At 73.4% G+C, this 23,593-nt stretch carries 23 protein-coding genes; 7 read left to right on the top strand and 16 right to left on the bottom strand.

The annotated features are described in order from the left end of the window. Positions 1 to 455 precede the first annotated feature (455 nt). Together ABD998_RS09080 and ABD998_RS09075 are read right to left on the bottom strand one after the other, a co-directional pair. Entirely contained in the window at positions 456 to 785 is a 330-nt protein-coding gene (locus ABD998_RS09080; RefSeq protein WP_345438234.1) for a GntR family transcriptional regulator, read from the bottom strand. A 35-nt stretch (positions 786 to 820) separates the two neighbouring features. Further along, positions 821 to 1,774 (bottom strand): hypothetical protein, encoded by a 954-nt coding sequence (locus tag ABD998_RS09075; protein ID WP_345438232.1) that lies wholly within the window; start codon positions 1,772 to 1,774, stop codon positions 821 to 823. A 129-nt stretch (positions 1,775 to 1,903) separates the two neighbouring features. Here ABD998_RS09075 and ABD998_RS09070 point away from each other — a divergent pair, with 129 nt between their 5' ends. Then, positions 1,904 to 2,518: an HD domain-containing protein gene (locus ABD998_RS09070; RefSeq protein ID WP_345438230.1), complete on the top strand. Its 615-nt coding sequence runs from the start codon at positions 1,904 to 1,906 to the stop codon at positions 2,516 to 2,518. A 191-nt stretch (positions 2,519 to 2,709) separates the two neighbouring features. Here ABD998_RS09070 and ABD998_RS09065 read toward each other — a convergent pair whose 3' ends face one another. Beyond that, entirely contained in the window at positions 2,710 to 3,996 is a 1,287-nt protein-coding gene (locus ABD998_RS09065) for a hemolysin family protein (RefSeq protein WP_345438228.1), read from the bottom strand. Between the two features lie 145 nt (positions 3,997 to 4,141). Continuing rightward, positions 4,142 to 5,164: a zinc-dependent alcohol dehydrogenase family protein gene (locus ABD998_RS09060; RefSeq protein ID WP_345438226.1), complete on the bottom strand. Its 1,023-nt coding sequence runs from the start codon at positions 5,162 to 5,164 to the stop codon at positions 4,142 to 4,144. Between the two features lie 119 nt (positions 5,165 to 5,283). Between ABD998_RS09060 and ABD998_RS09055 the strand changes: the two genes are divergently transcribed. Beyond that, positions 5,284 to 6,156, top strand: a complete 873-nt coding sequence (locus ABD998_RS09055; protein ID WP_345438224.1) for a helix-turn-helix transcriptional regulator — start codon at positions 5,284 to 5,286, stop codon at positions 6,154 to 6,156. Positions 6,157 to 6,197: 41 nt separating this feature from the next. On the opposite strand, the gene ABD998_RS09050 is transcribed toward ABD998_RS09055, so the two are convergent. After that, positions 6,198 to 7,109: a LysR family transcriptional regulator gene (locus ABD998_RS09050; protein WP_345438222.1), complete on the bottom strand. Its 912-nt coding sequence runs from the start codon at positions 7,107 to 7,109 to the stop codon at positions 6,198 to 6,200. Positions 7,110 to 7,188: 79 nt separating this feature from the next. Here ABD998_RS09050 and ABD998_RS09045 point away from each other — a divergent pair, with 79 nt between their 5' ends. Further along, complete coding sequence (locus ABD998_RS09045; protein WP_345438220.1) at positions 7,189 to 8,208, top strand: YeiH family protein; 1,020 nt, start codon at positions 7,189 to 7,191, stop codon at positions 8,206 to 8,208. 34 nt (positions 8,209 to 8,242) lie between these two features. On the opposite strand, the gene ABD998_RS09040 is transcribed toward ABD998_RS09045, so the two are convergent. The 3 genes from ABD998_RS09040 to ABD998_RS09030 all read right to left on the bottom strand — a co-directional run bounded on the left by ABD998_RS09040 (position 8,243) and on the right by ABD998_RS09030 (position 11,167). Continuing rightward, positions 8,243 to 8,944, bottom strand: coding sequence for a hypothetical protein (locus ABD998_RS09040; RefSeq protein ID WP_345438218.1), 702 nt, complete (start codon positions 8,942 to 8,944; stop codon positions 8,243 to 8,245). A gap of 86 nt (positions 8,945 to 9,030) precedes the next feature. Further along, positions 9,031 to 9,696, bottom strand: coding sequence for a response regulator transcription factor (locus ABD998_RS09035; RefSeq protein ID WP_345438216.1), 666 nt, complete (start codon positions 9,694 to 9,696; stop codon positions 9,031 to 9,033). Then, on the bottom strand, positions 9,671 to 11,167 hold the full coding sequence (locus ABD998_RS09030; protein ID WP_345438214.1) for a sensor histidine kinase: 1,497 nt from the start codon (positions 11,165 to 11,167) through the stop codon (positions 9,671 to 9,673). The genes ABD998_RS09035 and ABD998_RS09030 overlap by 26 nt, the downstream gene beginning before the upstream one ends. Before the next feature lie 123 nt (positions 11,168 to 11,290). Between ABD998_RS09030 and ABD998_RS09025 the strand changes: the two genes are divergently transcribed. After that, entirely contained in the window at positions 11,291 to 11,671 is a 381-nt protein-coding gene (locus ABD998_RS09025) for a hypothetical protein (protein ID WP_345438212.1), read from the top strand. A gap of 6 nt (positions 11,672 to 11,677) precedes the next feature. Here ABD998_RS09025 and ABD998_RS09020 read toward each other — a convergent pair whose 3' ends face one another. The 7 genes from ABD998_RS09020 to ABD998_RS08990 form a co-directional block, all read right to left on the bottom strand. Next, positions 11,678 to 13,672: a phosphotransferase gene (locus ABD998_RS09020; RefSeq protein WP_345438210.1), complete on the bottom strand. Its 1,995-nt coding sequence runs from the start codon at positions 13,670 to 13,672 to the stop codon at positions 11,678 to 11,680. Continuing rightward, positions 13,665 to 15,440 (bottom strand): ABC transporter ATP-binding protein, encoded by a 1,776-nt coding sequence (locus tag ABD998_RS09015; protein ID WP_345438208.1) that lies wholly within the window; start codon positions 15,438 to 15,440, stop codon positions 13,665 to 13,667. Before ABD998_RS09015 ends, ABD998_RS09020 begins: the two co-directional genes overlap by 8 nt. Continuing rightward, complete coding sequence (locus ABD998_RS09010; RefSeq protein WP_345438264.1) at positions 15,437 to 16,621, bottom strand: glycosyltransferase family 4 protein; 1,185 nt, start codon at positions 16,619 to 16,621, stop codon at positions 15,437 to 15,439. The genes ABD998_RS09015 and ABD998_RS09010 overlap by 4 nt, the downstream gene beginning before the upstream one ends. Continuing rightward, on the bottom strand, positions 16,621 to 17,829 hold the full coding sequence (locus tag ABD998_RS09005) for a glycosyltransferase (RefSeq protein ID WP_345438206.1): 1,209 nt from the start codon (positions 17,827 to 17,829) through the stop codon (positions 16,621 to 16,623). Before ABD998_RS09005 ends, ABD998_RS09010 begins: the two co-directional genes overlap by 1 nt. Next, positions 17,819 to 19,006 (bottom strand): glycosyltransferase family protein, encoded by a 1,188-nt coding sequence (locus tag ABD998_RS09000; protein WP_345438204.1) that lies wholly within the window; start codon positions 19,004 to 19,006, stop codon positions 17,819 to 17,821. Before ABD998_RS09000 ends, ABD998_RS09005 begins: the two co-directional genes overlap by 11 nt. 76 nt (positions 19,007 to 19,082) lie before the next feature. Beyond that, entirely contained in the window at positions 19,083 to 19,814 is a 732-nt protein-coding gene (locus ABD998_RS08995) for a ThuA domain-containing protein (RefSeq protein ID WP_345438202.1), read from the bottom strand. Beyond that, positions 19,811 to 20,920: a Gfo/Idh/MocA family protein gene (locus ABD998_RS08990; RefSeq protein WP_345438199.1), complete on the bottom strand. Its 1,110-nt coding sequence runs from the start codon at positions 20,918 to 20,920 to the stop codon at positions 19,811 to 19,813. The genes ABD998_RS08995 and ABD998_RS08990 overlap by 4 nt, the downstream gene beginning before the upstream one ends. Before the next feature lie 206 nt (positions 20,921 to 21,126). Between ABD998_RS08990 and ABD998_RS08985 the strand changes: the two genes are divergently transcribed. After that, complete coding sequence (locus ABD998_RS08985; protein ID WP_345438197.1) at positions 21,127 to 21,576, top strand: SRPBCC family protein; 450 nt, start codon at positions 21,127 to 21,129, stop codon at positions 21,574 to 21,576. A gap of 38 nt (positions 21,577 to 21,614) precedes the next feature. Here the strand turns inward: ABD998_RS08985 and ABD998_RS08980 are convergent, their stop codons facing one another. Then, positions 21,615 to 21,746, bottom strand: a complete 132-nt coding sequence (locus ABD998_RS08980) for a hypothetical protein (RefSeq protein ID WP_345438195.1) — start codon at positions 21,744 to 21,746, stop codon at positions 21,615 to 21,617. Between the two features lie 151 nt (positions 21,747 to 21,897). Here ABD998_RS08980 and ABD998_RS08975 point away from each other — a divergent pair, with 151 nt between their 5' ends. Together ABD998_RS08975 and ABD998_RS08970 are read left to right on the top strand one after the other, a co-directional pair. Continuing rightward, the gene (locus tag ABD998_RS08975) at positions 21,898 to 22,815 is read left to right on the top strand and encodes a DUF808 domain-containing protein (protein ID WP_345438193.1); all 918 of its coding nucleotides are present in this window, start codon (positions 21,898 to 21,900) and stop codon (positions 22,813 to 22,815) included. Between the two features lie 141 nt (positions 22,816 to 22,956). Beyond that, a complete protein-coding gene (locus ABD998_RS08970) occupies positions 22,957 to 23,484 on the top strand; it encodes a hypothetical protein (RefSeq protein WP_345438191.1) in 528 nt (175 codons plus the stop codon). Positions 23,485 to 23,593: the final 109 nt, after the last annotated feature.

The raw sequence follows: 23,593 nt of genomic DNA, 5'->3' as shown, positions 1-23,593 counted from the left end.
CGCAGCTCCAGGATCAGGTCGCGCACGTTCCCGATCGTGCGCACCTCGCCCGGGGTCGCCTCCCACGACGGCCCTCCTGCGAACCTCGGCTTCCGCCCTGACATACACCCATCATCCAAGGCACCACCGACATTCGAACACCCGAACGAGACCATCCCGACCCCACGGAGGTCACGGAAAGGTCACGAAACGGGCCGGAGGGGGAACATCACCGCGTTCGGCTCGCTCCGCTCGCTCGACGACCGGAAAGGAATGCGGGCGGAGAACCCCGCCACGTCTCGACTCGCTCCGCCCGCTCAACGACCCGGAGCAGGGGGCGCGGGCGAGAACCCCGCGACGTTCCGACTCGCTCCGCTCGCTCGACGACCGCGAGGGGTGGCGAGGAAGAGACGGGTCGCCTCGCCGCGGCTCGCTTGGCCTGCGCCACGATCACCAGCCGCAGCGCGGGGCTCCGCTCAGACGACGCGGCTCCAGGTGAGTCGGAGCACGTCGACGAGCTCGTCCAGGTCGACCCGCGCTGACCGGGCATCGTCGACGAGCTGGCGAATGCGGCGGACGACGGGCGCAGGGAGCGCGCCCGCTGTCGCAGCGACCCTGGTGCCGGCGGCCGTACGCGTCACGACGAGCCCCTCCTCCTCCAGCCTCCGGTACGCGCGAGCGGCGGTGCCCGGCGCGACCCCGAAATCGCCCGCCGTCTGCCGCACGGTCGGCAGCCGCTCGCCGACCCCGAGGAGTCCCGACCGGATCAGCCCCCGGAATCGGCGATGGATCTCGTCAGCCGACACGGGAGGAACACTGGATGCTCCCGACGCGCCCTCGCTCACGCCGGCACCGTCGCGCGCTTCTCGACACGCGACGCCGCCGGCAGCACCCGCATCGTGAGGAGCAGCAGGACGAAGCCGATGATCTCGAGCATGGGGGCGATCCCACCTGCGATGACCGCGTACTCGCTCCAACGCCACGTCGTCTCGTAGACCACGGGATCGTCACCCACCGTGAGCGTCGCAGGGCCACCGCTCTCGCCGATGAAGCGCCATGCGCCGCCAAGCACGACGAGCACCGCCCCCGTCGCAAGCAGCCCCATCGCCGTGCCGATCTGCGCGCGCTGCGCTCTCTGTCCGCCGATGTCGACGGCCGCGAACGGCCGGAGCGCGTTCTCGCGCAACGCGAGCCAGACCGCGAGCGCGAGCAACGCCATCCCGATGAGCACGGGGATGCCGTACGTCCATCCGAAGAACCACGGTCGCAGCGGCTCCTGCCGCGTGTTCGCGAACGGCAGGTCCAGCAGCACGTATCGGCCCCGATCATCCGACGTCGACACGAGCCCTGCGGCGAGCGTCGTCGCGAGCAGCACGCCCGTGAAGACACCGCCCGACACGAACAGGGCCCTCGAGCCGAAAGACGTCCACGCACGGCGCGCCGACGGGCCCGCAGGCATGGACGGTGCGGGTGCCGACCGCATGACGATGAGGGTGGCGACGAGAACGAGCGCTGACGTGACGAGCGGAACGGGATAGTGCCACCACGCGGCGACGTCGGCGAGCGGAAGCACATGATCGCGAAGCGTCGTCTCCGCCGCAGTGACGATCACGACCGTGAGCGCCCCGTAGCCGAGCACGCGTCGTTCGGCGAGGTCGCGCTCACGAACGGGGGCGCCCGGCCGGAGCACGAGGAAGAGACCGGCGACGATGGCCGCGAGCACGACCGAGACGATGGGCAACGACAGCGCACCGCGGAGCAGGTCGACGATGCTGAGTCCGTCGATTCGATCCATGCACGTCCTCCCGGCCGCTCTCCGACAAACGGCGCTTGTATCAACAGAATGACACAAGTGGCCGGAATCCGCCCCCCGCTGGCGGCTCGCGCCCTCGCGCGCGGACGTCGCAGGCGCGAGAGTCGGGCCATGATCGACGTCGACGCCCTCCTCTCACCCCCGACGCCCACCGCGCGCCTCGCGCTCGAGACCGTGCAGGCGTGGTCGACGCCCGACCTCGCGAACCACTGTCTGCGCTCCTGGGCGTGGGCGTCGACACTGGGCGACGAGCTCGGTCTCACCTACGACCGCGAGCTTCTCTTCGTCGCGACGATGCTGCACGATCTCGGCGTGACACCGGCGTTCGACGCGCATGCCATCCCCTTCGAGGACGCGGGCGGCGCGGTCGGATGGGTGTTCGCGGCGGGGGCGGGATGGCCGGAGCAGCGCCGGACGCGGGTGCGGGAGATCATCGAACGGCACATGTGGACCGAGGTCGACCCCGAGGAGGACGCCGAGGGCCACCTCCTCGAGGTCGCGACGAGCCTCGACGTCGCGGGCGCCGCACCCGAGCGATGGGATGGCGCACTCCTGCAGGCGGTGACCACCCGGCTGCCGCGGGGCGCATTCTCCGAGGCGTTCGCCCGGCTCATCCACGACCAGGCGGCGCGGAAGCCTGCCTCGACGTCGGCGCGGCTCGACGCATCGGGGCGCATTCCCGCGGGCGCCGAGACCTGGCGCGGCATCGCCGATCCGTCGACCTGATGTCAGGAATCGGCGTCTCGCGACACATCCCTAGTGAAGACCGCCGACGACTGGAGCGAACGATGCGCCTTCCCGAGATCGACCCCGCCGCCCTCCTGCTGCCGCCGACGCAGTCGGTCGCGATCGAGACGCCGACCACCGCACCCGCCGCCGAGCGCCCGACCCGCTGAACACGGGCCGGGCGCGCGACCTCAGTCCTCCTCGAGGATCTCTCGCGGCGTGACGAGGATCTCGGCGATGCGGCGGCGGTCCATTGCCGCGACCTGAAGGGTGCCGCCGTCGACCTCGACGATGTCGCCCACCGTCGCGAGCCGCCCCAGCCGCTCGACGACGAAACCGGCGACGGTGTCGGAGGCGCCGCGCGTAAGCTCGATGCCCGTCGCCTCCTCGAAGTCCTGGAAGTTCAGGCGGCCGTCGACGACGCCGCCCTCCTCCTTCAGGGTCTGCGGCGCGGTCTCGGTGTCGTACTCGTCGAAGATCTCGCCCACGACCTCCTCGACGAGGTCCTCGAGGGTGACGATGCCGTCCGTGCCGCCGTACTCGTCGACGACGACGGCGATCTGGTCGCCCGCCGCGCGCATGGCCGTGAGCGTGGGCAGGACGCCCGCCGTGGACGGCAGGTACGGGATGGACCGCACGACGGTCTGCACGGGCGATGTCGACGCGCCCGCCTCGTACAGGTCGCGCACGTGCACGAATCCGACGATGTCGTCGATCGACTGGTCGACGACGGGGTAGCGCGAGTACGGCAGGTCCCGCACCTTGGAGATGGCGTCGGCGGTCGTCTCGTCGGCGCCGAGCGCGACGACCTCGGGGCGGGGGCGCATGACCTCGCTCACCTGACGGTCGCGCAGCGACAGCACGTCGTCGAGCATGCGGCGCTCGTCCTCGGGCAGCCCCTCGTGGCTCGTGACGATGTCGCGCAGCTCCTCGTCGGAGAGCTCCTCCCCCGACTTGTCTGGGTCTCCGCCGAGCAGGCGCACGAGCACGTTCGTCGAGACCGAGAGCAGCCAGATGACGGGCCGCATGAGCTTCGCGAACCCGTTCAGCACGGGCGCGACGGCGTACGCGAACTGGGCGTTGCGCTGGATGGCGAGCCGCTTCGGCACGAGCTCGCCCAGCACGAGCGACAGGTACGCGATGAGCAGCGTGAGGATGATCGTCGCCGTCGTCGACGCGGGACCCTCGGCCATCCCCCACGACACGAGCAGCGGCGCGACGGACGGCGCGATCGACGAGGCGCCGTACGCTGCCGACGCGAAGCCGGCCACGGTGACGCCGATCTGCACGGCGGAGAGGAACGTGTTGGGGTTCCGTGCCAGATCGGCGATCTTCCGCCCGCGCTTGCCGCGCTGGCCGATCGCGTTGATCTGACTCTCGCGGAGGGTGACGAGCGCCATCTCGGTCGCGGCGAAGACGCCGCCGATGAGCACGAACACGATCACGAGGGCGATATTGAGAAGGAGGTCGCCGTTCATCGGCGGACCTCCTTCGTGCAGGCGGGCGCGCCCGGGGTCACCCGGGCGCTGGGACTATGGCAGTCGGAGTCTGCAGAGCGTCTCATGGTTCGAGCATAGGGAGCATCCCTCGGAGGATGCCCGGGAGACGCCCCCTGCCCGTTTGTCAGACCGTGAGCAGCACCTTGGTCGCGCGCCGTTCGTCCATGGCGCGGTAGCCCTCCGCCGCCTCGTCGAGCGGGAGCGTGAGGTCGAACACCCTGCCGGGATCGATCCTGCGGTCCCAGATCAACTGGATGAGCTCGGGGAGGAAGCGGCGCACGGGGGCCGGACCGCCGAAGAGGTGCACCTCGGCGAAGAACAGCCCGAGCCCGTCGAGCGTCACCCCGTGGGTGACGCCGACATAGCCGATGTGGCCTCCCGGACGCGTCGCGCCGATCGCCTGCTCCATGGACTCCTGCGTGCCGACCGCCTCGACGACGGAGTGCGCGCCGAGCCCGTTCGTGAGCTCCTTGATGCGCGCGATGCCCGCATCGCCGCGCTCCTCCACGATGTCGGTGGCCCCGAACTCGCGCGCGAGCGCCTGCCTGTCGGCGTGGCGCGACATCGCGATGATGCGGTCGGCGCCGAGCTGCTTCGCGGCGAGGATGGCCGAGAGGCCGACGGCCCCGTCGCCCACGACCGCGACGGTCTTCCCGGGACCGGCCTCGGCCGCCACCGCGGCGAACCATCCCGTGCCGAGCACGTCGGAAGCGGCGAGAAGAGACGGGATGAGGTCGGCGTCGGGCACGCCGGGGGTCGCCACGAGGGTGCCGTCGGCGAGGGGGATGCGGATGAGCTCCGCCTGGGTGCCGACCGAGCCCATCATGACGTTGTGGACGCAGCGCGACGGGTAGCCGGCCTGGCAGATCTCGCACGTGTTGTCGGAGGCGACGAACGACCCGACGACGAAGTCGCCGACCTTCACGTTCCGCACGTCGGGTCCGATCTCCTCGACGACGCCGACGTACTCGTGGCCCATCGGCGTCGGCCCGTGCAGCTCCTCGATGCCCCGGTACGGCCAGAGGTCGGAACCGCAGATGCAGACCGCGGCGGCGCGGATGATCGCGTCGGTGGGCTCGAGGATGGTCGGGTTGGGGCGCTCTTCGACCCGGACGTCGCCGGGGGCGTGCATGATGACTCCGCGCATGGTGTGCTCCTTCGTGTCTGACCTCATCCAAGCCGTGGCGCGCCGAGCGGGGGAGTCCCTTGCGAGACGTGTACCGACAGGGCACCTCTTCGCGCGGGAAGCCGCCCTAGCCTGGGGGAATGGACAACAAGGCCGAGGTGCGCGAGTTCCTCATGTCGCGACGGGCGAAGGTGTCTCCCGAGGCCGCGGGGCTTCCCGCCGGGCCCAATCGGCGCGTTCCCGGCCTGCGGCGGGCGGAGGTCGCGATGATCGCCGGCGTGAGCGTGGAGTACTACGCGCGGCTCGAGCGCGGCACGATCGCGGGGGCGTCGGCGTCGGTGCTGGAGGCCGTCGCGCGGGCGCTGCAGCTCGACGACACCGAGCGCGCGCATCTGTTCGATCTCGCCCGGGCGTCCGACGGCATCCCGGCGTCGGGTCGCCCGCGGCGGCGTGCGACGACTCAGGGGGCCGGTCGCCCCAGCCTGCAGTGGGCGCTCGAGGCGCTGACGGGCGCCGTCGCGTTCGTCCGGGACCCGCGCCAGGACATCCTCGCCACGAACGCCCTCGGCCGCGCCTTCTACTCGCCTCTCATCGGCGACGGCGGCCGCACGCCCAACCTCGCGCGATTCCAGTTCCTCGACCCCGCCGCACGCGACTTCTACCCCGACTGGGAGCTGTTCGCCGAGATGTGCGTCGCGATCATGCGCGCGGAGGCGGGGCGCGATCCGCACGACCGCGCGCTGCAGGATCTCGTCGGCGAGCTGTCCACGCAGAGCGACCTGTTCCGCCGACTGTGGGGCGCACACGACGTGCGGACACACGGTGCGGGCACGAAGCGCTTCCGCCATCCCGTCGTCGGCGAGGTGACGCTCGCCTACGAGGAGCTGGCGGTCACGGCCGAGCCGGGGGCCATCCTCATGGTGTACACCGCCGAGCCGGGGTCGCCGTCCGCCGACCGGCTCGCGCTCCTCGCGAGCTGGGCCGCCGAACACGCCGACGCCCTCCGGCCGTAGGTCACCGCAGCTGCGCGAACGCCTCCACGCTGACGGAATCCTCACGCCGTCGCGGCCTCCAGCAGCTCGCGGCTCGTCGGCCGCAGATCGCGCGGAGTGCCGCGCCAGAGCGCCGAGACGGGGCGCGAGATCGCGGGGCCGTCGATCGCGATGCGGCGCAGCCTGCCGAGCGCGAGGTCGTCGGCGACGACGTGCGCGCTCAGCACGGCGGGCGCGAGCCCCGAGGCGACGGCGGATCGGATGGCCGCCGACGTCGACAGCACCAGTGCCGGCTCGACGGGAGTGCCGCCGAGCCGCTTGCGAACAGTCGACTCCCACGCGCGGCGCGTGCCGCTGCCGTCCTCGCGCGCGATGAGCGGCGTCGCGGCCACCTCCTCGAGCGTCACGGACGTGCGCGCGGCCCACGGGCCGTCGGGCGTCGTCACGAGCACGAGCACGTCGTCGGCCACCGTCGTCGACGAGAGGTCTTCGGGGATGTCGGGGCTCTCGACGATGCCGAGGTCGACGGCGCCCGCGCGCACGAGGTCGGCCGTCTGCTCGCTGTTCGCGGTGACCAGCCGGACCTCCGTCGGCGTGCGGCCGTCGGCGAGCTGGCGGGCGCGGAAGGCGAGCAGCCAGCGCGGCAGCAGGTGGCCGGCGACGGTCTGGCTGGCGGCGACGGAGAGCTCGCGGCTGCTCTCGCCGCGGAGCGTCTCGACGCCGGCCGCGAAGCGCTCGGCGGCGGCCAGCACGTCGTCGGCCCATGCGACCACGAGCTCTCCGGCGTCCGTGAGCGCCACGCCCCGCGGAGAGCGTGTGAGGAGCTCGAGGTCGAGCGTGCGCTCGATCGAGCGCAGCCGCGCCGACCCCGACTGCTGCGTGCACCCCGTCTCGCGGGCGGCGGCCGACACGGAGCCGAGGCGCGCGACGGCACGGAGCAGCTCGAGGGCGTCGATCGGGGGGACATGTCGCATCGTCCCCACAGTCTCGCCCTGTATCCCCACGCACGACAAGCGGATACCGCCGCGCGGCGCGCGGGGGCACCGTGGAGGGGTGTTCCGCTCGCCGCACCCCGACATCGCCCCCGGTCTCGCCGCGAGCATCGCGATCGCCGTCGCCGCGACGGCGATCGGCGCGATCGCCCCCGTGGCCGGCAGCGCCGTGCCGGCCATCGTGCTCGGCCTCGCCGTCGGCGTCGCGTGGCCCTCCAGGTCGCGTATCGGGAGTGCTGCCGCGTTTCGAGCCGGAGGTGCCGCAGCGAGCGGCCCGCTGCTGCGGGTCGCGATCGTGCTGCTGGGCACGCAGCTGCCGCTCGACGCGATCGCCCGTGCCGGCACGGCCGCCCTGCCCGTCATGCTCTCGTCGCTCGTCGTCTGCTTCGCCTCTGCGCCGCTCGTCGGCCGCCTGCTCGGAGTGAGCCGGCGACTGCGGCTGCTCATCACGGCCGGCACAGGCATCTGCGGCGCCTCGGCCATCGCGACGATCGCGCCCGTCATCGGCGCGACGGGGGCCGAGGTGGCATATGCGCTGTCGACCATCTTCGCGTTCAACGTCGCGGCCGTCGGCGCCTTCCCGCTGCTCGGGCACGCACTCGGGCTCGACGCGCACGCGTTCGCGCTGCTCGCCGGCACGGCCGTGAACGACACCAGCTCGGTCGTCGCGGCCGCTGGCGTCTTCGGCGGCGGCGCGCTCGGTGCGGCCGTCGCGGTGAAGCTCGTGCGCATGCTCGCGATCGTGCCCGTCGCCGCCACGCTCTCGGTCGTCGAGGCCCGACGCGCCGACGCCGCCCGGATGACGTCGCGGCGCGTCGTGCGGCTCGTGCCGTGGTTCCTCGTCGGGTTCGTGCTCGTCGCGCTCGCACGGTGGGCGGGATGGCTGCCCGGCGTCGTGCAGGACGCGGCAGGTCAGGCGAGCGGCTTCCTCATCGCCGCCGCGCTCGCGGGCATCGGGCTGTCGACCGACCTCGGCGCCATCCGGCGGGCGGGATGGCGGCCGCTCGCGCTCGGCAGCATCCTCTCCGCACTCGTCACGGTCACGACGCTCGCGGCGATGGCCGCGACGGGGGCGATGTAGAGCCGGTCACGCACGCTCGCTCCGACTGTCGCCGTCACTCGGCGAGCCAGGCCGGCGTGAGCTCCGAGAGCCGGATCGACAGCCCGTAGGCGAGCTCGTGGCGGGGCTCGATGCGCGCGGCCTCGGCGAGATGCAGCATGGCCTCACCCCACCGCCCGCGCGCCCAGTGCAGCCACGCCGACGTGCACAGCAGCGGCGGCCGCTGCAGCGTCGGGACGAGCGCGAGCGTCTCGTCGAGAACCGTCAGGCCGCGTTCGATGCGCTCCTCCGACGGCGCCCGCCGCGTCTCACCCCGGAACATGCGCACGAAGGGCGACCGGGGCATCGCATCGGCTTCGCGGAGACGCGCGATGTACTCGTCGAGCGAGAGCCCGCGTGCCTGTGCCCGGGCGTCGAGACGCAGCATGTCGAGCCGGTTGCGATCCGCGGCAGCCCCACCGAACGCGATGCCGATCGCGAGCATCTCGGGGATGCCGGGCCAGAGGGCCATCCACGTCACCTGCGCCTGCAGCGCCGTCGTCACGTCGCCGTCCACCAGCTCCTCGGCGACGATCGACACGAGCGACAGCGACGCGAGGTGGCCGGGCGCATCCGACGCCGGGTGCTCCAACGACGCGCCCGCTTCGAAGTCGAGCTGGATGCCGACGATCTCGTCCAGGACGGCGGCCCGAGCGTCGGCCCTGACGCGAGGAAGGGGGATTCGTCCGCCGTAGTCGATGTCCATCTGGCTGCTCATCCCGCCATCCTGATCGTCGGATGGCCGCGCGACGCGGCCTTCCGACGATCTGTGGACGGCGACACGCCGAGCCTGTGGAGAACCGCTCAGACGAGCCGGTAGCCCGCCCCGCGCACCGTCTCGATGCGGTCGGCGCCGAGCTTCTGACGCAGGTACCCGATGTAGACGTCGGCGACGTTCGAGCCGGGGTCGAAGTCGAAGCCCCACACGCGGCTGAGGAGCTGCTCGCGACTGAGCACCTGGCCCGCGTGCCGGATGAGCTCCTCGGCGAGCGCGAACTCGCGCGCCGAGAGGTCCACGGCCGCGCCGCCGTCGACGACCGCCCGCCGGGTGCGCACGTCGAGCGTCAGGTCCCTGTGGCGGAGCACACCGGCCGGCGCGGCCGGCTCGTCCTCCCGACGCATGCGCAGGCGGATGCGGGCCAGCAGCTCGTCGAACCGGAACGGCTTGCCGAGGTAGTCGTCGGCGCCGCCTTCCAGCCCCGCGACGGTGTCGCCGACGTCGGTGCGCGCGGTGAGCATGATGATCGGCATGCGCGAGCCGGAACCGCGCAGGTGCTCCAGCACGGCGAAGCCGTCCATCCCCGGCATGTTCACGTCGAGGACGAGCAGGTCGAACTCGTCGGTCTGCGCGAGCGCGAGCGCCTCGTCGCCGTCGGACGCCACGCGCGTGGCGAAGCCGGCGGCGCGCAGGCCCTTCTCGATGAATCCCGCGATCCGCTGCTCGTCATCGGCTATGAGGATCGACGCCACGTCCGCCCCTTCCTGTCGTCGCCTCGTCGTTCGCGCCATCGAGCGGCACGGTGATCGCGAACACGGCTCCGCCGCCGGGTGCGTCCGTCACGCGCGCCGCTCCGCCGTGGGCGCGAGCGATGACCTGCACGATGTTGAGCCCGAGACCGCTGCCCGCCGTGCCGTCCGAGCCCCGGTGGAAGCGCTCGAAGACGGCCCTCCTCTCGCCGTCCGGCACGCCGGGGCCGTAGTCGCGCACCCACAGCGCGAGCCGGTGCGCGTCGACGTCGCTGCCGATGACGAAGCGCCCCCCGCCGTGGGTGACCGCGTTCTGCGCGAGCTGCAGCATCGCCTGCGTGATGCGGGCGGCGTCCAGCGAGACGACGACCTCGGCGACGGGCCCCGCGGCGACGTCGGCGCCCTCGATCGCCTCGGCCTTTCGCACGATCTGCGCGACGAGGTCGGCCGCATCGGTCGGCACGGGCGCGACGGGGGCCGGGCCGTGCAGAGAGGCCGCCGACGAGAGGTCCTGGACGAGCCGGCTCATCCGGTCGAGCTCGTCGACCGCGAGCGCGCGGGTGTCGCGCACGTCGTCGGGATCGGCCGGGTCCATGAGCTCGACGTGGCCGCGCACGATCGTGAGCGGCGTCTTCAGCTCGTGCCCGACGTCGCTCAGCAGCTGGCGCTGCGAGTCGAGCGCGCCGTCGAGCCGGTCGAGCATGGCGTTCATCGTCGCGGCCAGCTCCGAGACGTCGTCGCGCCCCTCGATGGGGAGGCGCTCCGAGAGCGACTGCGCCGACACGCGCTCCGCGGTCTCGCGCATGCGGCGCAGCGGCCGCAGCAGCCGGCCGGCGGCGATCGTCGCGACGCCCGAGATGATCACGATGACGACGCCGCCCGCGAGGAGGAAGACACGGGCGGGGCCGTTGATCTCCGAGAGCTCGGCGTCGATGTCGTACGCCATGACGAACAGCACGCTCTCGGTCTCGGGCGCCCCCGGCACGTCGACGGGAGTCGCGAGAAAACGCCACACGACCCCCTCCTCGGCGTACGTGCCGAGCACGGGATCGCCGCCCGCCGCGGTCTGCGCGGCGAACGGCACGAAGCCCGGCGCGCTGCGCAGGTCGACGTCGAGCGCGACACCGGGGATGTAGGCCGTCTCGCCGTCGACAACGCCGACGACGCCCGTGTTGTCGTCGGGGCTCATCCGCCGCACGATGTCCTCGACCGCCTCGCGAGACGATCCCCAGGCCTGCGGCTGCTCGTCGGTCCCCGCGACGATGAAGCGCGCAGAGTCGAGGTTCGCCCGCAGCCGGTCGTCGATCTGGCCGAGGATCGACGCCTGCTCGACGATGTACACCGACGCGCCGACGGCCGCCATCCCGATGGCCGCGACGAGCGTGATGACGGCGACGAGGCGCACGCGCACGGACACGACGGGCATGGAGACGACGGGCATGCGCCGCCGTCGTGCCCCGCTCGTCCCCGCCACGCTCCCAGTATCGCCGCGCGGCACCCCGCCCACCGGCCGATCGCGCGACCATAAGAGTTGTCTCATCGACCGCTGCCCCGCCACTTACCGGCCCCGGTCATCCTGGACGCGAGGAGGACCCCCATGCCACGCAGAGCAGTGACCTATACGATCATCGGCGGCCTCTCGCTGGCCGCACTCCTCGGCGGCGCCGCCGCGACGGCCGCGGCGCTCGAGCAGCGCACCGACGGCGGCCAGATCCTCGGCGGCGGGGCCGTCACGGGAGCATACGCGGGCGGCGAGATCGGCCGCATGCTCGGCGCCGTATCGGCGACGCCGGAGCCCACCCCCACCCCGACGACCGAGCCGTCCACCGAGCCCGCTCCCCCCGCGGCGCCTCCCGCGAGCGGTCCCGAGTCGGTTCCCCCCGCGGCCCCCGTCGAAGTCGACGATCTCTACGACGACTCGGACGATCTCGACGACGACATCGAGGACGACGACGACGGAGACGACGAGGACGACTGAGCCCGGTCAGCCGTCCGCCACGGCGGCGAGCATCGCCTCGGCGACACCGCGCCAGCCGTCGCGCACGGCGTAGACGCCGGCGAGCCGCAGGCGGGTCGCCGCCGCGTACGCGGGGACCCGGCCCCACACGGGCCCCTCGCCCACGCCGTCGCGCAGCGCCTGGCCGGCCTCGCCCGCACGTCCGGTGTCGAGCAGCCCCTGAGCGACCCTCAGGTCGAGGTGCACCAGCAGGTTGGCGATGTCGAGGGCGCGTTCGCCGACCGCCATCGTGTCGACGTCGATGACGCCGACGCGCTCGCGCCCTGCGGCCACCCCGGCGGCCGTGACGCGCCCGGCGGGGAGCAGCAGCTGCTTGTCGTGCAGGTCGCGGTGCAGCACGCCGAGGGGGCCGGGCGCCGCCCGCAGCCCGTCCTCCGCCGCGGCGAGGGCCGCCGCGACGCGCGCGGTGTCGAGGAGTCCGGCCGCGACGGCCGGGTCGACGGCGCGGCGGATGGCGGCGAGCTCGTCATCCGCCCCGTGACGCGGCAGCCCCGCGGGATCGAGATCGTGCAGCTCGGCGAGGCCTCGCCCCACACGGCGCCAGACCTCGCGGACGACGGGCATCGGGAGCGCCGGCCCGGCGTCGAGAAGGGTGCGGTCGCCGACGCCCGAGAGCCGCAGCGTCGCGGTGTCGTCGTCCCGCTCGAGCACGGTCGGGGCCTCCAAGGACCGCAGCCCCGAGACGCGCTCCGCCCGGTCGGCGACCCCGGCGAACCGCGACGGGCGCACGAGCTTGACGTAGCCGTCGGAGGTGCGAATCACGGCCCGCCGGCCCGGCCGATGGGCGACGACGGACGTGTCCGCGTCGGCTCGTCCCCGTCCCGGCAGCGCATCGTCGCGGCGGACGCGGGCGAGCGCGAGGAACGCCTCGGCCTCGTCGGCGAGCGCGGCGCACCGCGACGGCCAGTCGACCGCGCGCTGGCGGAACGGCTCGACCGAGCGCCGCAGCAGCGCCGCCGCCGTGTGCGCGATCAGGGCGGTGCCGTCGATGCGGCCTCCCGCCGCCTCGTAGCCCTCCCGGAGCGCGGTGCCCGCGGCGGACCGCGGGATGCCGCGCGCGATCTCGTCGGCCGTCCACGATCCGAGGTCGGCCATGGGGTCGCCGACGCCCGCGCGGTCGAGGTCGATGACGTGCACGCCGCCGGCCCCGACGATGACCTGGTCGGCCGAGAAGTCGCCGTGCGCGGGGGCCGTGACCGCACGTCCTGCGAGCAGCGTCGCCGTCTCGGCCGACAGGCGCGCCATCCGCGTCGAGAGTCCGGGAAGCACGTCGCCCGCGCCCGCTGCGATCGGCTCGCCGGCGACGGACGGCGCGCCGTCGGGGGCGGGAGACGCGTGCAGGCGGGCGAGGACGGCCCCTGTCGCGCGCGCCGCCTCGACAGCGACGGCACCGCTCGCGAGGTGCAGGAGCGCCGTCCCCGGCAGCAGCCGGTACTCGACGAGCCCGTCGACGCCGCGATGCGTGATCGGCGCGGTCGGCAGGAACGCGGCGACGGCGTCGTGGCCGCGAAGGGCGCGCGCGGCACGGGAGGCCGCATGCGCCTTCGCGATGACACCGCACTCGACGCACCGGCCCACCCAGCGCCGGCCCGGCTTGTACACGAGGGTCTCGGCACGCGGATGCCGCGCGAGGGCGGTGCGGATGCCGGGCAGCGCGCGATCGCCGGGCGCCGCGACGACCGCGAGGCCGCGCGCGTCGTCGAGGAGCAGGAGGTCGTCGCCCGTCTCGGTCGCGAGCCGCGCGAGCTTCCCGTGCACGCCGACCGGGTAGGCGACGGCCTGAGCTGCGCGCCCGTCGACGCGGATGCCGGCGACGGCCGACGTGGCGGGCTTGTAGCGCAGGTACCCGATCTCGACGCGGCGCGCGGCGAGCACCCGCCGCAGTCGCCCGGCGTCGAGCACGTCGGCGAGCGCCGGGAGGGCCTCGTCGCGGGCGACGAGGGCGGCGTCGCCGTCACGCACGGGCGTCCTCCCGGCGGTTGAGGATCGACAGGCGCGACCCGGGGCGCGCGAGCAGCTCGTCGGGCGCCCCCTGCTCGACGACGCGCCCGCGGTCGAGCACGACGACGCGGTCGCACGCGAGGGCGTCGTCGAGGGCATGCGTCACGACGAGCGTCGTGCGACCCGCGCTCAGTCGGTCGAGGGCCTCGCGCACGGCTGCGCCGCTCGCGGCGTCGAGGCCCGTCGTCGCCTCGTCGAGGATGACGATGCGCGCGTCGCGCAGCACGGCCCGCGCGATCGCGATCCGCTGGCGCTGCCCGCCCGAGAGAGTGTCGCCGCGCTCTCCGACGACCGCGTCGAGCCCGCCGGGCAGACGCCCCGCGAACTCGTCGACGTTGGCGACGCGAGCGGCCCACTCCACGTGCTCGTCGGTCGCGTCGGGGCGGCCCATCCGGATGTTGTCGCGGATCGTCCCCGTGAAGAGCACCGACTCCTGCAGCACGATCGCGATCCCCGCGCGCAGCGAGGCGAGCGTGTACGCGCGCAGGTCTCGTCCGTCGATCCGCACGGATCCCGCCACCGGGTCGTGCAGCCGCAGCAGGAGAGCCGCGAGCGTCGACTTGCCCGACCCAGATTGGCCGACGAGTGCGACCCGCTCGCCCGGGGCGATCTCGAGGTCGATCTCGTGCAGCGCGGGCTCGCCCTCGCCGTACGCCGCCGAGACGCGGCGGAACGACAGCGCGCCCTCGACCCGGCCCATCCGGTGCGCGCCCGGCAGGTCGCCCAGCTCGCTGCGGGTGCCGACGAGGTCGACGATGCGCTCGCCTGACGCGGCCGCCTTCGCGATGCGCCCCGTGTACTTCGCGAGATCGCGCATGGGCTTGAACGCGCCCTTGAGGTACTGCACGAACACCACGAGCTCGCCGGGCGTCAGGTGGCCCTCGAGCACGCTCCAGCCGCCGACGAGCAGCACGGCGCCCGTCGCGACCCCCACGAGCACGTCCGTCCAGCGCTCGAGGCCGGCGGCGAGCCGCGTCGCGCGCACGCCCTCCGTCAACTCGCGCTCGTTCGAGCGGGCGAAGTCGCGCTCGAGCTCCGATTCGAGGGTGTACGCCTGCACGACCTTGATGGCGCCGAACGACTCGCCGGCGGCACCCGCGAGCTCGCCCTCGCGGGCACGCTGCACGCGGGCGGCGTCCGTGATGCGTCGCGACGCGCGGCGCGAGTGCAGGAGGAAGACGGGCAGGGCGGCGGCGACGACGAGCCCCAGCCGCCAGTCGAGCACGAGCATGACGACGAGCATGGCGACGAGCGTGACGACGTTGCCGATGAGCGGCATGGCGGCCGTCACCGCGACGTCGCGCAGCTTGCCGATGTCGGAGACGAGCCGGTTGATGAGATCGCCCGACCGCGTGCCGGTGTGGAAGCGCAGCGGCAGGCGCAGCGTGTGCGCGTAGACGTCGCCGCGCACGGCGTTCATCGCGCGCGTGCCCGCGAGCGAGAAGCAGACGGTCATGAGGTACGACGACAGCGCCCGCAGCGCGGCCGCAGCGACGACGCCGAGCGCGCAGACGACGAGCAGGGCGGGGATGCCGGGATCGGCGGCGGCGCCGGGCGCGATGACGGCGTCGATGACGAATTTGAGCGGCCACGGCTCGAGCAGCCGGAACGCGACCTCGGCGAGCATGGCGGCGAAGCCGCCCGCGATGAGGGGCCGCTCCGGGCGGAGGTAGGGGGCGAGGAACGACACCAGGCGGCGGCCCCGGCGCTCGCGACCGCGCGCGGTCATGCCGCCGCGCTTCCGTCGAGGCGCACGGCGACGCGCGCGAGGGTGCGCTCCACCACGTGCCGCCAGGTGCGCGTGCGCTCCACGTCGGCCCGGCCCGCCGCGGCCATCCGCCGACGCAGGGCGGGGTCGTGCGCGAGCCGCGCGAGGGCGTGGCCGAGGGCGACGGCGTCGGACGGCGGCACGAGGAGGCCCGTGCGCCCGTCGTCGACGAGCGCCGGCAGCTGGCCGACGCGCGAGGCGACCACCGCGGCGCCCGCCGCGAGGTACTCGAGCACCTTGAGCGGCGAGAAGTAGGGATCGCCCGCGGCCGGGTACGGAGCCGTCGCGACGTCCATCATCCGCAGCCATCCCGGCACCTCGGCCGGTGCGACGGCTCCCGCGAAGAGGGTGCGGTCGGCGATGCCCCGCTCGGCCGCCCGGCGTTCCAGGGCCGGGCGCTCCGGTCCGTCGCCCACGATGACGAGACGCGCGTCCGGGCGCTCGGCGGCGAGCAGCGGGAACGCGTCGACGAGCGTCGCGGTGCCGTGCCACGGCTTGAGGGTGCCGACGAACCCCACCGTGAAGGCGCCCTCCTCGCGGCGCCTGTCGTCGAAGCGGACGACGTCGACGCCGTTGGGCTCGACCGCGATCCGCGCGCCGGGCGCCTGCGCGCGCGCCCAGTCGGCGACCGGCTCCGACACGCAGACGGCGAGCGCCGCGTCGGAGATGACGCGACGCGCGAGGGCGTCGGCCGTGTCGGCGTGCACGAGGGTACGGTGCCGTGCCTGCTCGATCGGCAGCGGCGCGTTGACCTCGAGCACCGACGGGATGGCCGCCTCGCGGGCGAAGGACGTCCCGGCGATCGCGAACAGCGCGTAGCGCTCGTAGACGAGGTCGTAGGGTTCGCGCGCGTGGACGGCGGCGAGTGCGCGTCGCGTCGCCTCCTCCTGCGCCATGAGCATCCGCTCGCGCTCGGCCGGCCCCTCTCCGTCGGCGACGGGGAGCGCGTGCACGCGCAGCCGCCCGCCCTCGACGGCCGCGGCGAGGTCGCCGGCGGGCTCCCCGCCCGTGCGGCGGCAGTGCAGGTCGACGCGGTGGCCGTCGGCGAGCAGCACGCGCACGACCTCCTGCACGTGCACCGACGCGCCCTTGGCACCGAAGACGGGGATGCCGGGGTCGCCGCAGACGTACGCGACGCGCATCACGCCACCGCCTCGAGAGCGGGGGCGTCCAGGGCGTCGAGCGCTGCGGCCTGCCGTCGCACGTCGAACTCGGCCTCGACGAGCGCACGGGCGGCCCCGGCCAGGCGGCGTGCGAGGGCGGGATCGTCGAGCAGGCGGGCGAGGGCCGCGGCGAGCGCGCGCGGCGAGCGCTGGGCGACGACGAGGCCCGTCTCGCCGTCGCGCACGGCCTCGACGATGCCGGTCACGTCGGTCGAGACGCACGGCGTGCCGAGCGCCATCGCCTCCAGCAGCACGGTCGGCAGGCCGTCGGCGTTGCCGTCGGCCCCCACGACGCACGGCGCGGCGAACACGTGCGCCCGCGCGAGTTCGGCGCGCACATCGCGCTGCGGCAGAGGGCCCGTGAACGTCACGAGGTCCGCGACGTCGAGGTGCGCGACGAGCTCTCGGAGCTCCCCATCGCGCTCCCCCGCGCCAACGATGCGGCACGGCACGGCCCGGCCCGCGTCGCGCAGCAGCGCGACGGCGGCGATGAGGTCGTCGAAGCCCTTCTTCTCGACGAGGCGGCCCACCGCGAGGATCGCCGGTGCGCAGTCGCGCGCCGGCTCGAAGGCGAACCGCTCGAGGTCGATCCCGTTGTAGACGCGATGCACGGGGGTGCGGGCGGCGGCCTCGTAGCGCCCGCGCAGATGGCGCACGTTGTAGTCGGACACCGTGACGACATGCGCCGCGTCGGCGATCTTGCGCTCGACGTCTCCCGGGTCGACGCTCTCGTGGAAGAGATCCTTCGCGTGCGCCGTGAAGGAGTACGGGACGCCCGTGAGGAGGCTTGCGAGGCGGGCGACGGTCGTCGCGAGGCTCGCGAAGTGGGCGTGCAGGCGCGTGATGCCGTTGCGGCGGATGGCGAGGGCGAGCTCGATCGCCTGGCCCGCATCGTCGTGGTCGGCGGCGAGCAGCTCGCCGAGCGCGCCGTCGAGGAGCGGGAGCTCCTTCTCCGCCCTCCGCAGCAGCTCCCACAGCTCGCTCGCTCGCGAGGCCCGCGGCACCTGCTCCACGGGCGCCGCGACGAGCGAGAGCGTGTCGTGGAACCGCGTGTCGGCCGTCGGGCGCAGCGAGAAGACGCGGATGTCGGCGCCCCTCCGCTCTCGCGCGACGAGCTCCGACACGATGAACGTCTCGGAGAAGCGGGGGTACATCTTGACGACGTAGCCGATGCGGTCAGGCGACATGGCGGTCCTCCGTGGGGGCGGCGTCGCCGACGAGCTCGGCGACGAGGGCGGGGATGCGGGAGAGCCCGTCGAGATCGACGGGGGCCGTGAGGCGAGGGCGCCGGCTGACGGCCGCGGCCGTCCACTCCGCGATGCGTCCGGGAGAGAGCTCATCCGGCAGCAGCAGGTCGACCGCTCCGCGGCGGACGAGCGCCTCGGCGCGGATGAGCTGCTCGCGTCGGGGCGCGACCCGTGGGACGACGAGGAGCGGAGCGTCGGCTGCGAGCGCCTCGCAGACCGTGTTGTAGCCGCCCATCCCCACGACGGCCGCCGCCTCGGCGACGAGGCGCGCGGCGTCCGGCACCGCGCGGTGCACGCGCAGGTCGTCGCGGGCGGCTGCGATCGCGCGCACCTCCGCGACCGCCTCGTCGGGCATGTGCGGTCCCGTCACGAGGATGCCCGTATGCCCCTCCGGCATGGTCGAGCGGGCGAAGGCGCGGGCGACGTGGGCGCCGTCCTGCCCCGCCCCGACCATCGCGAGCACGTATGGGCGCTCCACGCGCGTGCGGGCGCGACCCGCCGGGCGGCCCCGGGCGAGGTAGCCGGTCGTGCGCACGGCGACGCGCGAGGGTACCTTGAGCGCGTCGAGCGGATCGTGCACGTGCGGATCGCCGTACACCCAGACGGCGTCGTACCAGGTCTTCAGCGCCTTCGCGGCGCGCGCCGACTTCCACTCCCGCGCCGCGGTCTCGGCGTCGTCGAGCACGTCGCGGATGCCGAGGACGATCCGACCGCCCGCGGCGCGGACCGCATCGAGCGCCGGCTGGAGCTCCCCGCGGAATCCGCGGGGGTGCTTGTCGACGATGAGCACGTCGGGCTGGAAGCCGGAGACGGCGGCGTGAAGGATGGCGGAGCGCAGCGAGACGAGGTGGCCGGGGCTGACGGAGAGGTGCCGCGCCCCGTAGGTGCCGTCGGCGTCCTTCGCGAGAGCGGGCAGCGACACGATGTCGCACCCCGCCGGGCGTCCGGCGTGGGCGACGTCGGGCGCGCTCGTGAGCAGGAGGAGGTCGGGGGCCGCGTCGCCGCCGCTCAGCGCATGCGCGATCGCGAGATTGCGCCGGATGTGCCCCAGCCCCTGCGCGTCGTGCGAGTAGAGCGCGACGCGCAGGCGCCGGGGGGTGTTCGCCGTCTCAGTCACGTCCCCCACGATCGCGGGCCGCCATGAGACGGCCGTGACGCGTTCGTGAGGAGCGTCTTAGACGGCGCGGGTCAGATCAGCTCCAGTCGCGGCGGGCGGGGTTCGACACCTCGGGCGTGCGCCGCTCCCCCGGCGTCGGCGCGGCCCAGCGCACGCCGTTGGCCAGCACGCGGCGCACCTGGGGGTGGAAGTACACGGGGTACTCCTGGTCGCCGGGGCTGAAGTAGAAGACGCGCCCGCGCCCGCGCGTGAACGTCACTCCGGAGCGGAACACCTCGCCGCCCGCGAACGAGCTGATGAAGACCTGGTCGTCGGGGTTCGGGATGTCGAAGTGCTCGCCGTACATCTCCTGGCGGTCGATGACGAACGGCTGCTCGACGCCCTCGGCGATGGGATGTCCGGGGGCCGTCGTCCAGACGATCTCCCGCTCGCCCTCGTTGCGCCAGGCGAGCGAGCAGGTCGTGCCCATGAGGCGGATGAAGATCTTCGAGAAGTGCCCCGAGTGCAGCACGATGAGGCCCATGCCGCCGAGCACGCGGCGCTGCACGCGCGCGACGACCTCGTCGTCGACCTGGTCGTGGGCGATGTGCCCCCACCACAGCAGCACGTCGGTCTCGTCGAGTGCCGCCTCGGACAGACCGTGCTCGGGGTCGGCGAGCGTCGCCGTGCGCACCTCGACGTCGTCGCCGAGCAGCTCCTCGAGGCCCGCGGCGATGGCGCCGTGGATCCCGTCGGGGTAGATCGCGCGGATGTCGTCCTGCGTGGTCTCGTGCACGTTCTCGTTCCAGACGAGTGCGCGGATGGTCATGCGGCACCTCCCGTGATGTCGAGGTTCTCGTCGAGCGGGAGCTCGCGGCCGGCGGCCGCCGACGCGTATGCCGCGTCGACGAGCTTGGCGCGGCTGAGCCCGATCGTGCCGTCGTGCTCGCGCCACGACGCGGGGTCGCGCACGTGCTCGAGGAAGGTGTCGACCACGGCGGAGTGGCCGCGTCCGGGAAGCGCCGTGACGGGGGTGTCGAGGCGCTCCTCGCCGTCTCCCGTGAAGATCGTGAGCTCGCCGGCCGGCGCGTAGTCGATGACGGAGAGGTCGGCTCCGCCATCCGTGCCGTAGAGGGTGATGCCGAACTCGTCGGGGGTCGCGCGGTGCGAGGCCCAGCTCGTCTCCAGCACGATCGATCCGCCGCCTTCGAGGCGCAGCAGGACGGTGGCGAGGTCCTCGACCTCGTAGGCGGAGCCGGTGCCGTGCTTCACGCCGCCCGAGCCGCCGAGCCCGCGGGGACCGAGCTCGGCGTGGGTGACGGCCGAGACCGCGGTGACGCGGGGCTCGCCCATGAGGTGCAGCGTCCAGTCGAGGACGTGCACGCCGAGGTCGACGAGGGGGCCGCCACCCGACATCTCCGCGTTGGTGAACCAGCTGCCGAGGGCGGGGATGCCCGAACGCCGCAGCCACATCGCGCGCGCGTGGTAAGGGCGGCCGATGGTCCCGTCGACGACGGCCGCGCGGATGGCCTCGATGTCGCCGCGGCGGCGGTGGTTGAACGTCACCTCGAGGATGCGGCCCGACTCGCGGGCGGCCTCGACCATCGCCATGCCCTCCGCGGCAGTGCGGGCGATCGGCTTCTCGCACAGCACGTGCGCTCCGGCTCGGAGGGCGGCGACGCTGATCGGCGCGTGCAGGAAGGTCGGCACCGCGACGCTGATGACGTCGAGGTCGCCGCGCGCGACGAGCTCTTCCCAGTCGGCGTATCCCGCCTCGACGTCGTACTGCGCCGAGAGCTCGGCGCGCACGTCGTCCTCCTTGCCGGCGATGGCGACGAGCTCCACCCCCTCCGCCTCGTGGAATGCCGCCATGTGCTGCTGTCCGGCCCACCCCAGGCCGACGACGCCGGCTCGGATCGTTCCGCTGTCTGGCATGCTGCTCTGCTCCTCCGCCACCTCGTCGAGGCGTTTAATTCAGGTTCCAAATCTAATGGACGTGAGCAACGCTACGGCAGGCGCACGCGGGCGTCAACGCCATCCTGCCGCTTCCCGGGGAAGGCCTGTCAACCCGTTCCGCGCGCACAGTCGCCTTGTTAGCCTGTCGTGTTATACGACAGACGAAGAGAATGAGGAGGCAACCGGTGAACGATCTCCTGGAATCCGACGTCGTGGTCGCGGCCACGGTCGACGAGGTCTACCGTCGCTGGTCGGATGTGACCGCATTGAGTCAGCTGCTCGGCCCCGTCGAGCGCGTGCGCCCCATCGACGAGTACCGGAGTCGCTGGACCGTGCGGATGGGCGGCATGGTCGACGAGTTCTACGTCGATCTCGTCGACGCCGATCCGCCGCACCGCATCTCCTGGCAGAGCACGGACGGCCGCGTCCATGCGGGCGAGGTGACGCTCGCCCCCGTCGACGGCGGCACGCGCGTGCACGTCCGGCTCCAGTGGGAGCTCGGCTCGGAGCTCGACGACGTGGCGGGCGAGCGGCCGGCGGATCCCGCAGAACTGGAACGGGACCTGCGCCGCTTCCGCGATGAGTTCTCCTCGCGAGACGCGCCGCCAGCGCCGCTGGCGACCGCGGAGGCATGAGAAACGGGTGCCGTCGGCTCGCGCCGACGGCACCCGTGTCAGTCGTCCTCCGCGTCGACGTCGGTGTACGCCCCCGGCTCGTCGACCCGTCGTTCGGGTGCGCGGTCGCCGTCCTCCTGCTCGACGTCGGTGTACTCGCCCTCTCGATCGGGATTCTGCTCTCGTGACATGGGTCCTCCTCGCGTCGTGCGGCGATCGTCGCGCACGATCGTCGCGCACCAGGCGCCCCTCCGGCCATCCCCTTGACATGTCGGCGACCCGCGGCGACGGTAGTCTGTCGTCCCGGCGCCGTGTCCGGCGCGGAACCTGGGGGAGAGTCGCATGTCGGTTGGTCTGCTCGCGGTCGTCGACGACATCCTGAGTGCCGCGATGAAGGCGTCGGCGAAGACGGCGGGAGTCGTGATCGACGATGCGGCCGTGACGCCACAGTACGTCCAGGGGATCACGCCCGCGCGGGAGCTGCCCGTGGTGGGGAAGATCGCGCTCGGCTCGCTCGTCAACAAGTTCGTCATCATCATCCCGATCGCCCTGCTGCTCACGGCGTTCGCCCCCTGGGTCCTGCCGTATCTGCTCATCCTGGGCGGCGCCTACCTCTGCTTCGAGGGGGCGGAGAAGGTGCTGGAGTGGTTCGGCCTGGGCCACGGGCACGCCGATGAGGGGGCGCGCGACGAGCGCAAGCTCGTTCTCGGCGCCGTGCGCACCGACCTCATCCTCTCGACCGAGATCATGCTCATCTCGCTCGCGAGCCTCGACGGAGGGATGAGCATCTGGATGACGCTGGGCGTGCTCGCGGTCATCGGCCTCCTCATGACGGTGGTCGTCTACGGCGCGGTCGCGCTGCTCGTGAAGATCGACGACATCGGCCTGAAGATGGCGAAGAACCCCGTGCAGCGCGTGCGGCACACGGGGACGCGCATCGTCCGGTCGATGCCCGTCGTGTTCCGCACGATCAGCATCATCGGGACCGTCGCGATGCTGTGGGTCGGCGGGCACCTGCTGCTCGCGAACCTCGGCGAGGTGGGTCTGACGTTCTTCTCCGACCTCATCCACGCCGTCGAGCACGCGCTCGAGCCGGCGGGCGCCGTCGTCGTGTGGCTGGGAGACACGGCCGTCTCCGCCGTGGCGGGTCTCGCCGCGGGGCTCGTCATCGTGGGCGTCGTGCTGCTCGTCGCCCGGATGGCCGGCCGACGTCCGAGCTTCCACGAGGGCGAGGAGTCGCCCGCCGACGTGCACGTGTGAGGTGCGCTCGCGCTTGCGCTTGCGCTTGCGCTTCGCCAGTGCGGATGTAGGCCTTTCTGCGCTTCGCCAGTGCGGATGTAGGCTTCCGACCGTCCTGGGACGCACATCCGCACTGGCGAATCCCGGGTGGAGGGTGCACACGTGAGCTATCAGGCCGACGAGGCGACATCCGAGCACGTCGGGCGCCGCGTCGTCCTGCGCACGAACGCGCAGTTCGATGCGCTCGCCGGTGCCTTCGAGCAGGCGGTGCCCGAGCTCTCCGACGAGGCGGCGCTCGCCGAGCTGCGCGCGGGCGACTGGGCGGGGTTCGTGCGCGGCGTGCAGTGGGAGTCGCCGAGCGGCTTCGTGCGGACGGCGACGTCCCACCCGGCCGCGCTCCTCGCCCATGCCGGCGCCGATGCCCGCAGCGTCGTGTGGCATCTCGCACACCACGCGATCACGGCACGGCTGTTCCGGCATGATCCGGGCACGATGCTGCACCTGCCGCTGCGCGTCGAGGCGCACACGACGCGCACCCCGGGCACGGTGCTGAGCTTCGAGGTGCCGAGCACCGTGCTCGCGGGCTACGGCGTCAACAAGATCACGCAGGCCGGCGCCGAGCTCGACCGCGCGCTCGGAGATCTGCTCGAGGACATCGGCCTGCCGCGTCCGTCGGCCCTGCGGCGCTGAGGGGTCGCGGCCGGTCGCACACGGGTGCTGTCGCGGCGGCCCTCATCAGTGCGGATGTCGACCCGCGCCGCATTCGCCAGTGCGGATGTCGACGTTTCGGCCCCTTCAG

The sequence above is a fragment of the Microbacterium gilvum genome (assembly GCF_039543865.1).
GTDB lineage: Bacteria > Actinomycetota > Actinomycetes > Actinomycetales > Microbacteriaceae > Microbacterium > Microbacterium gilvum.
This window is presented reverse-complemented; position numbering and strand designations above follow the sequence as displayed.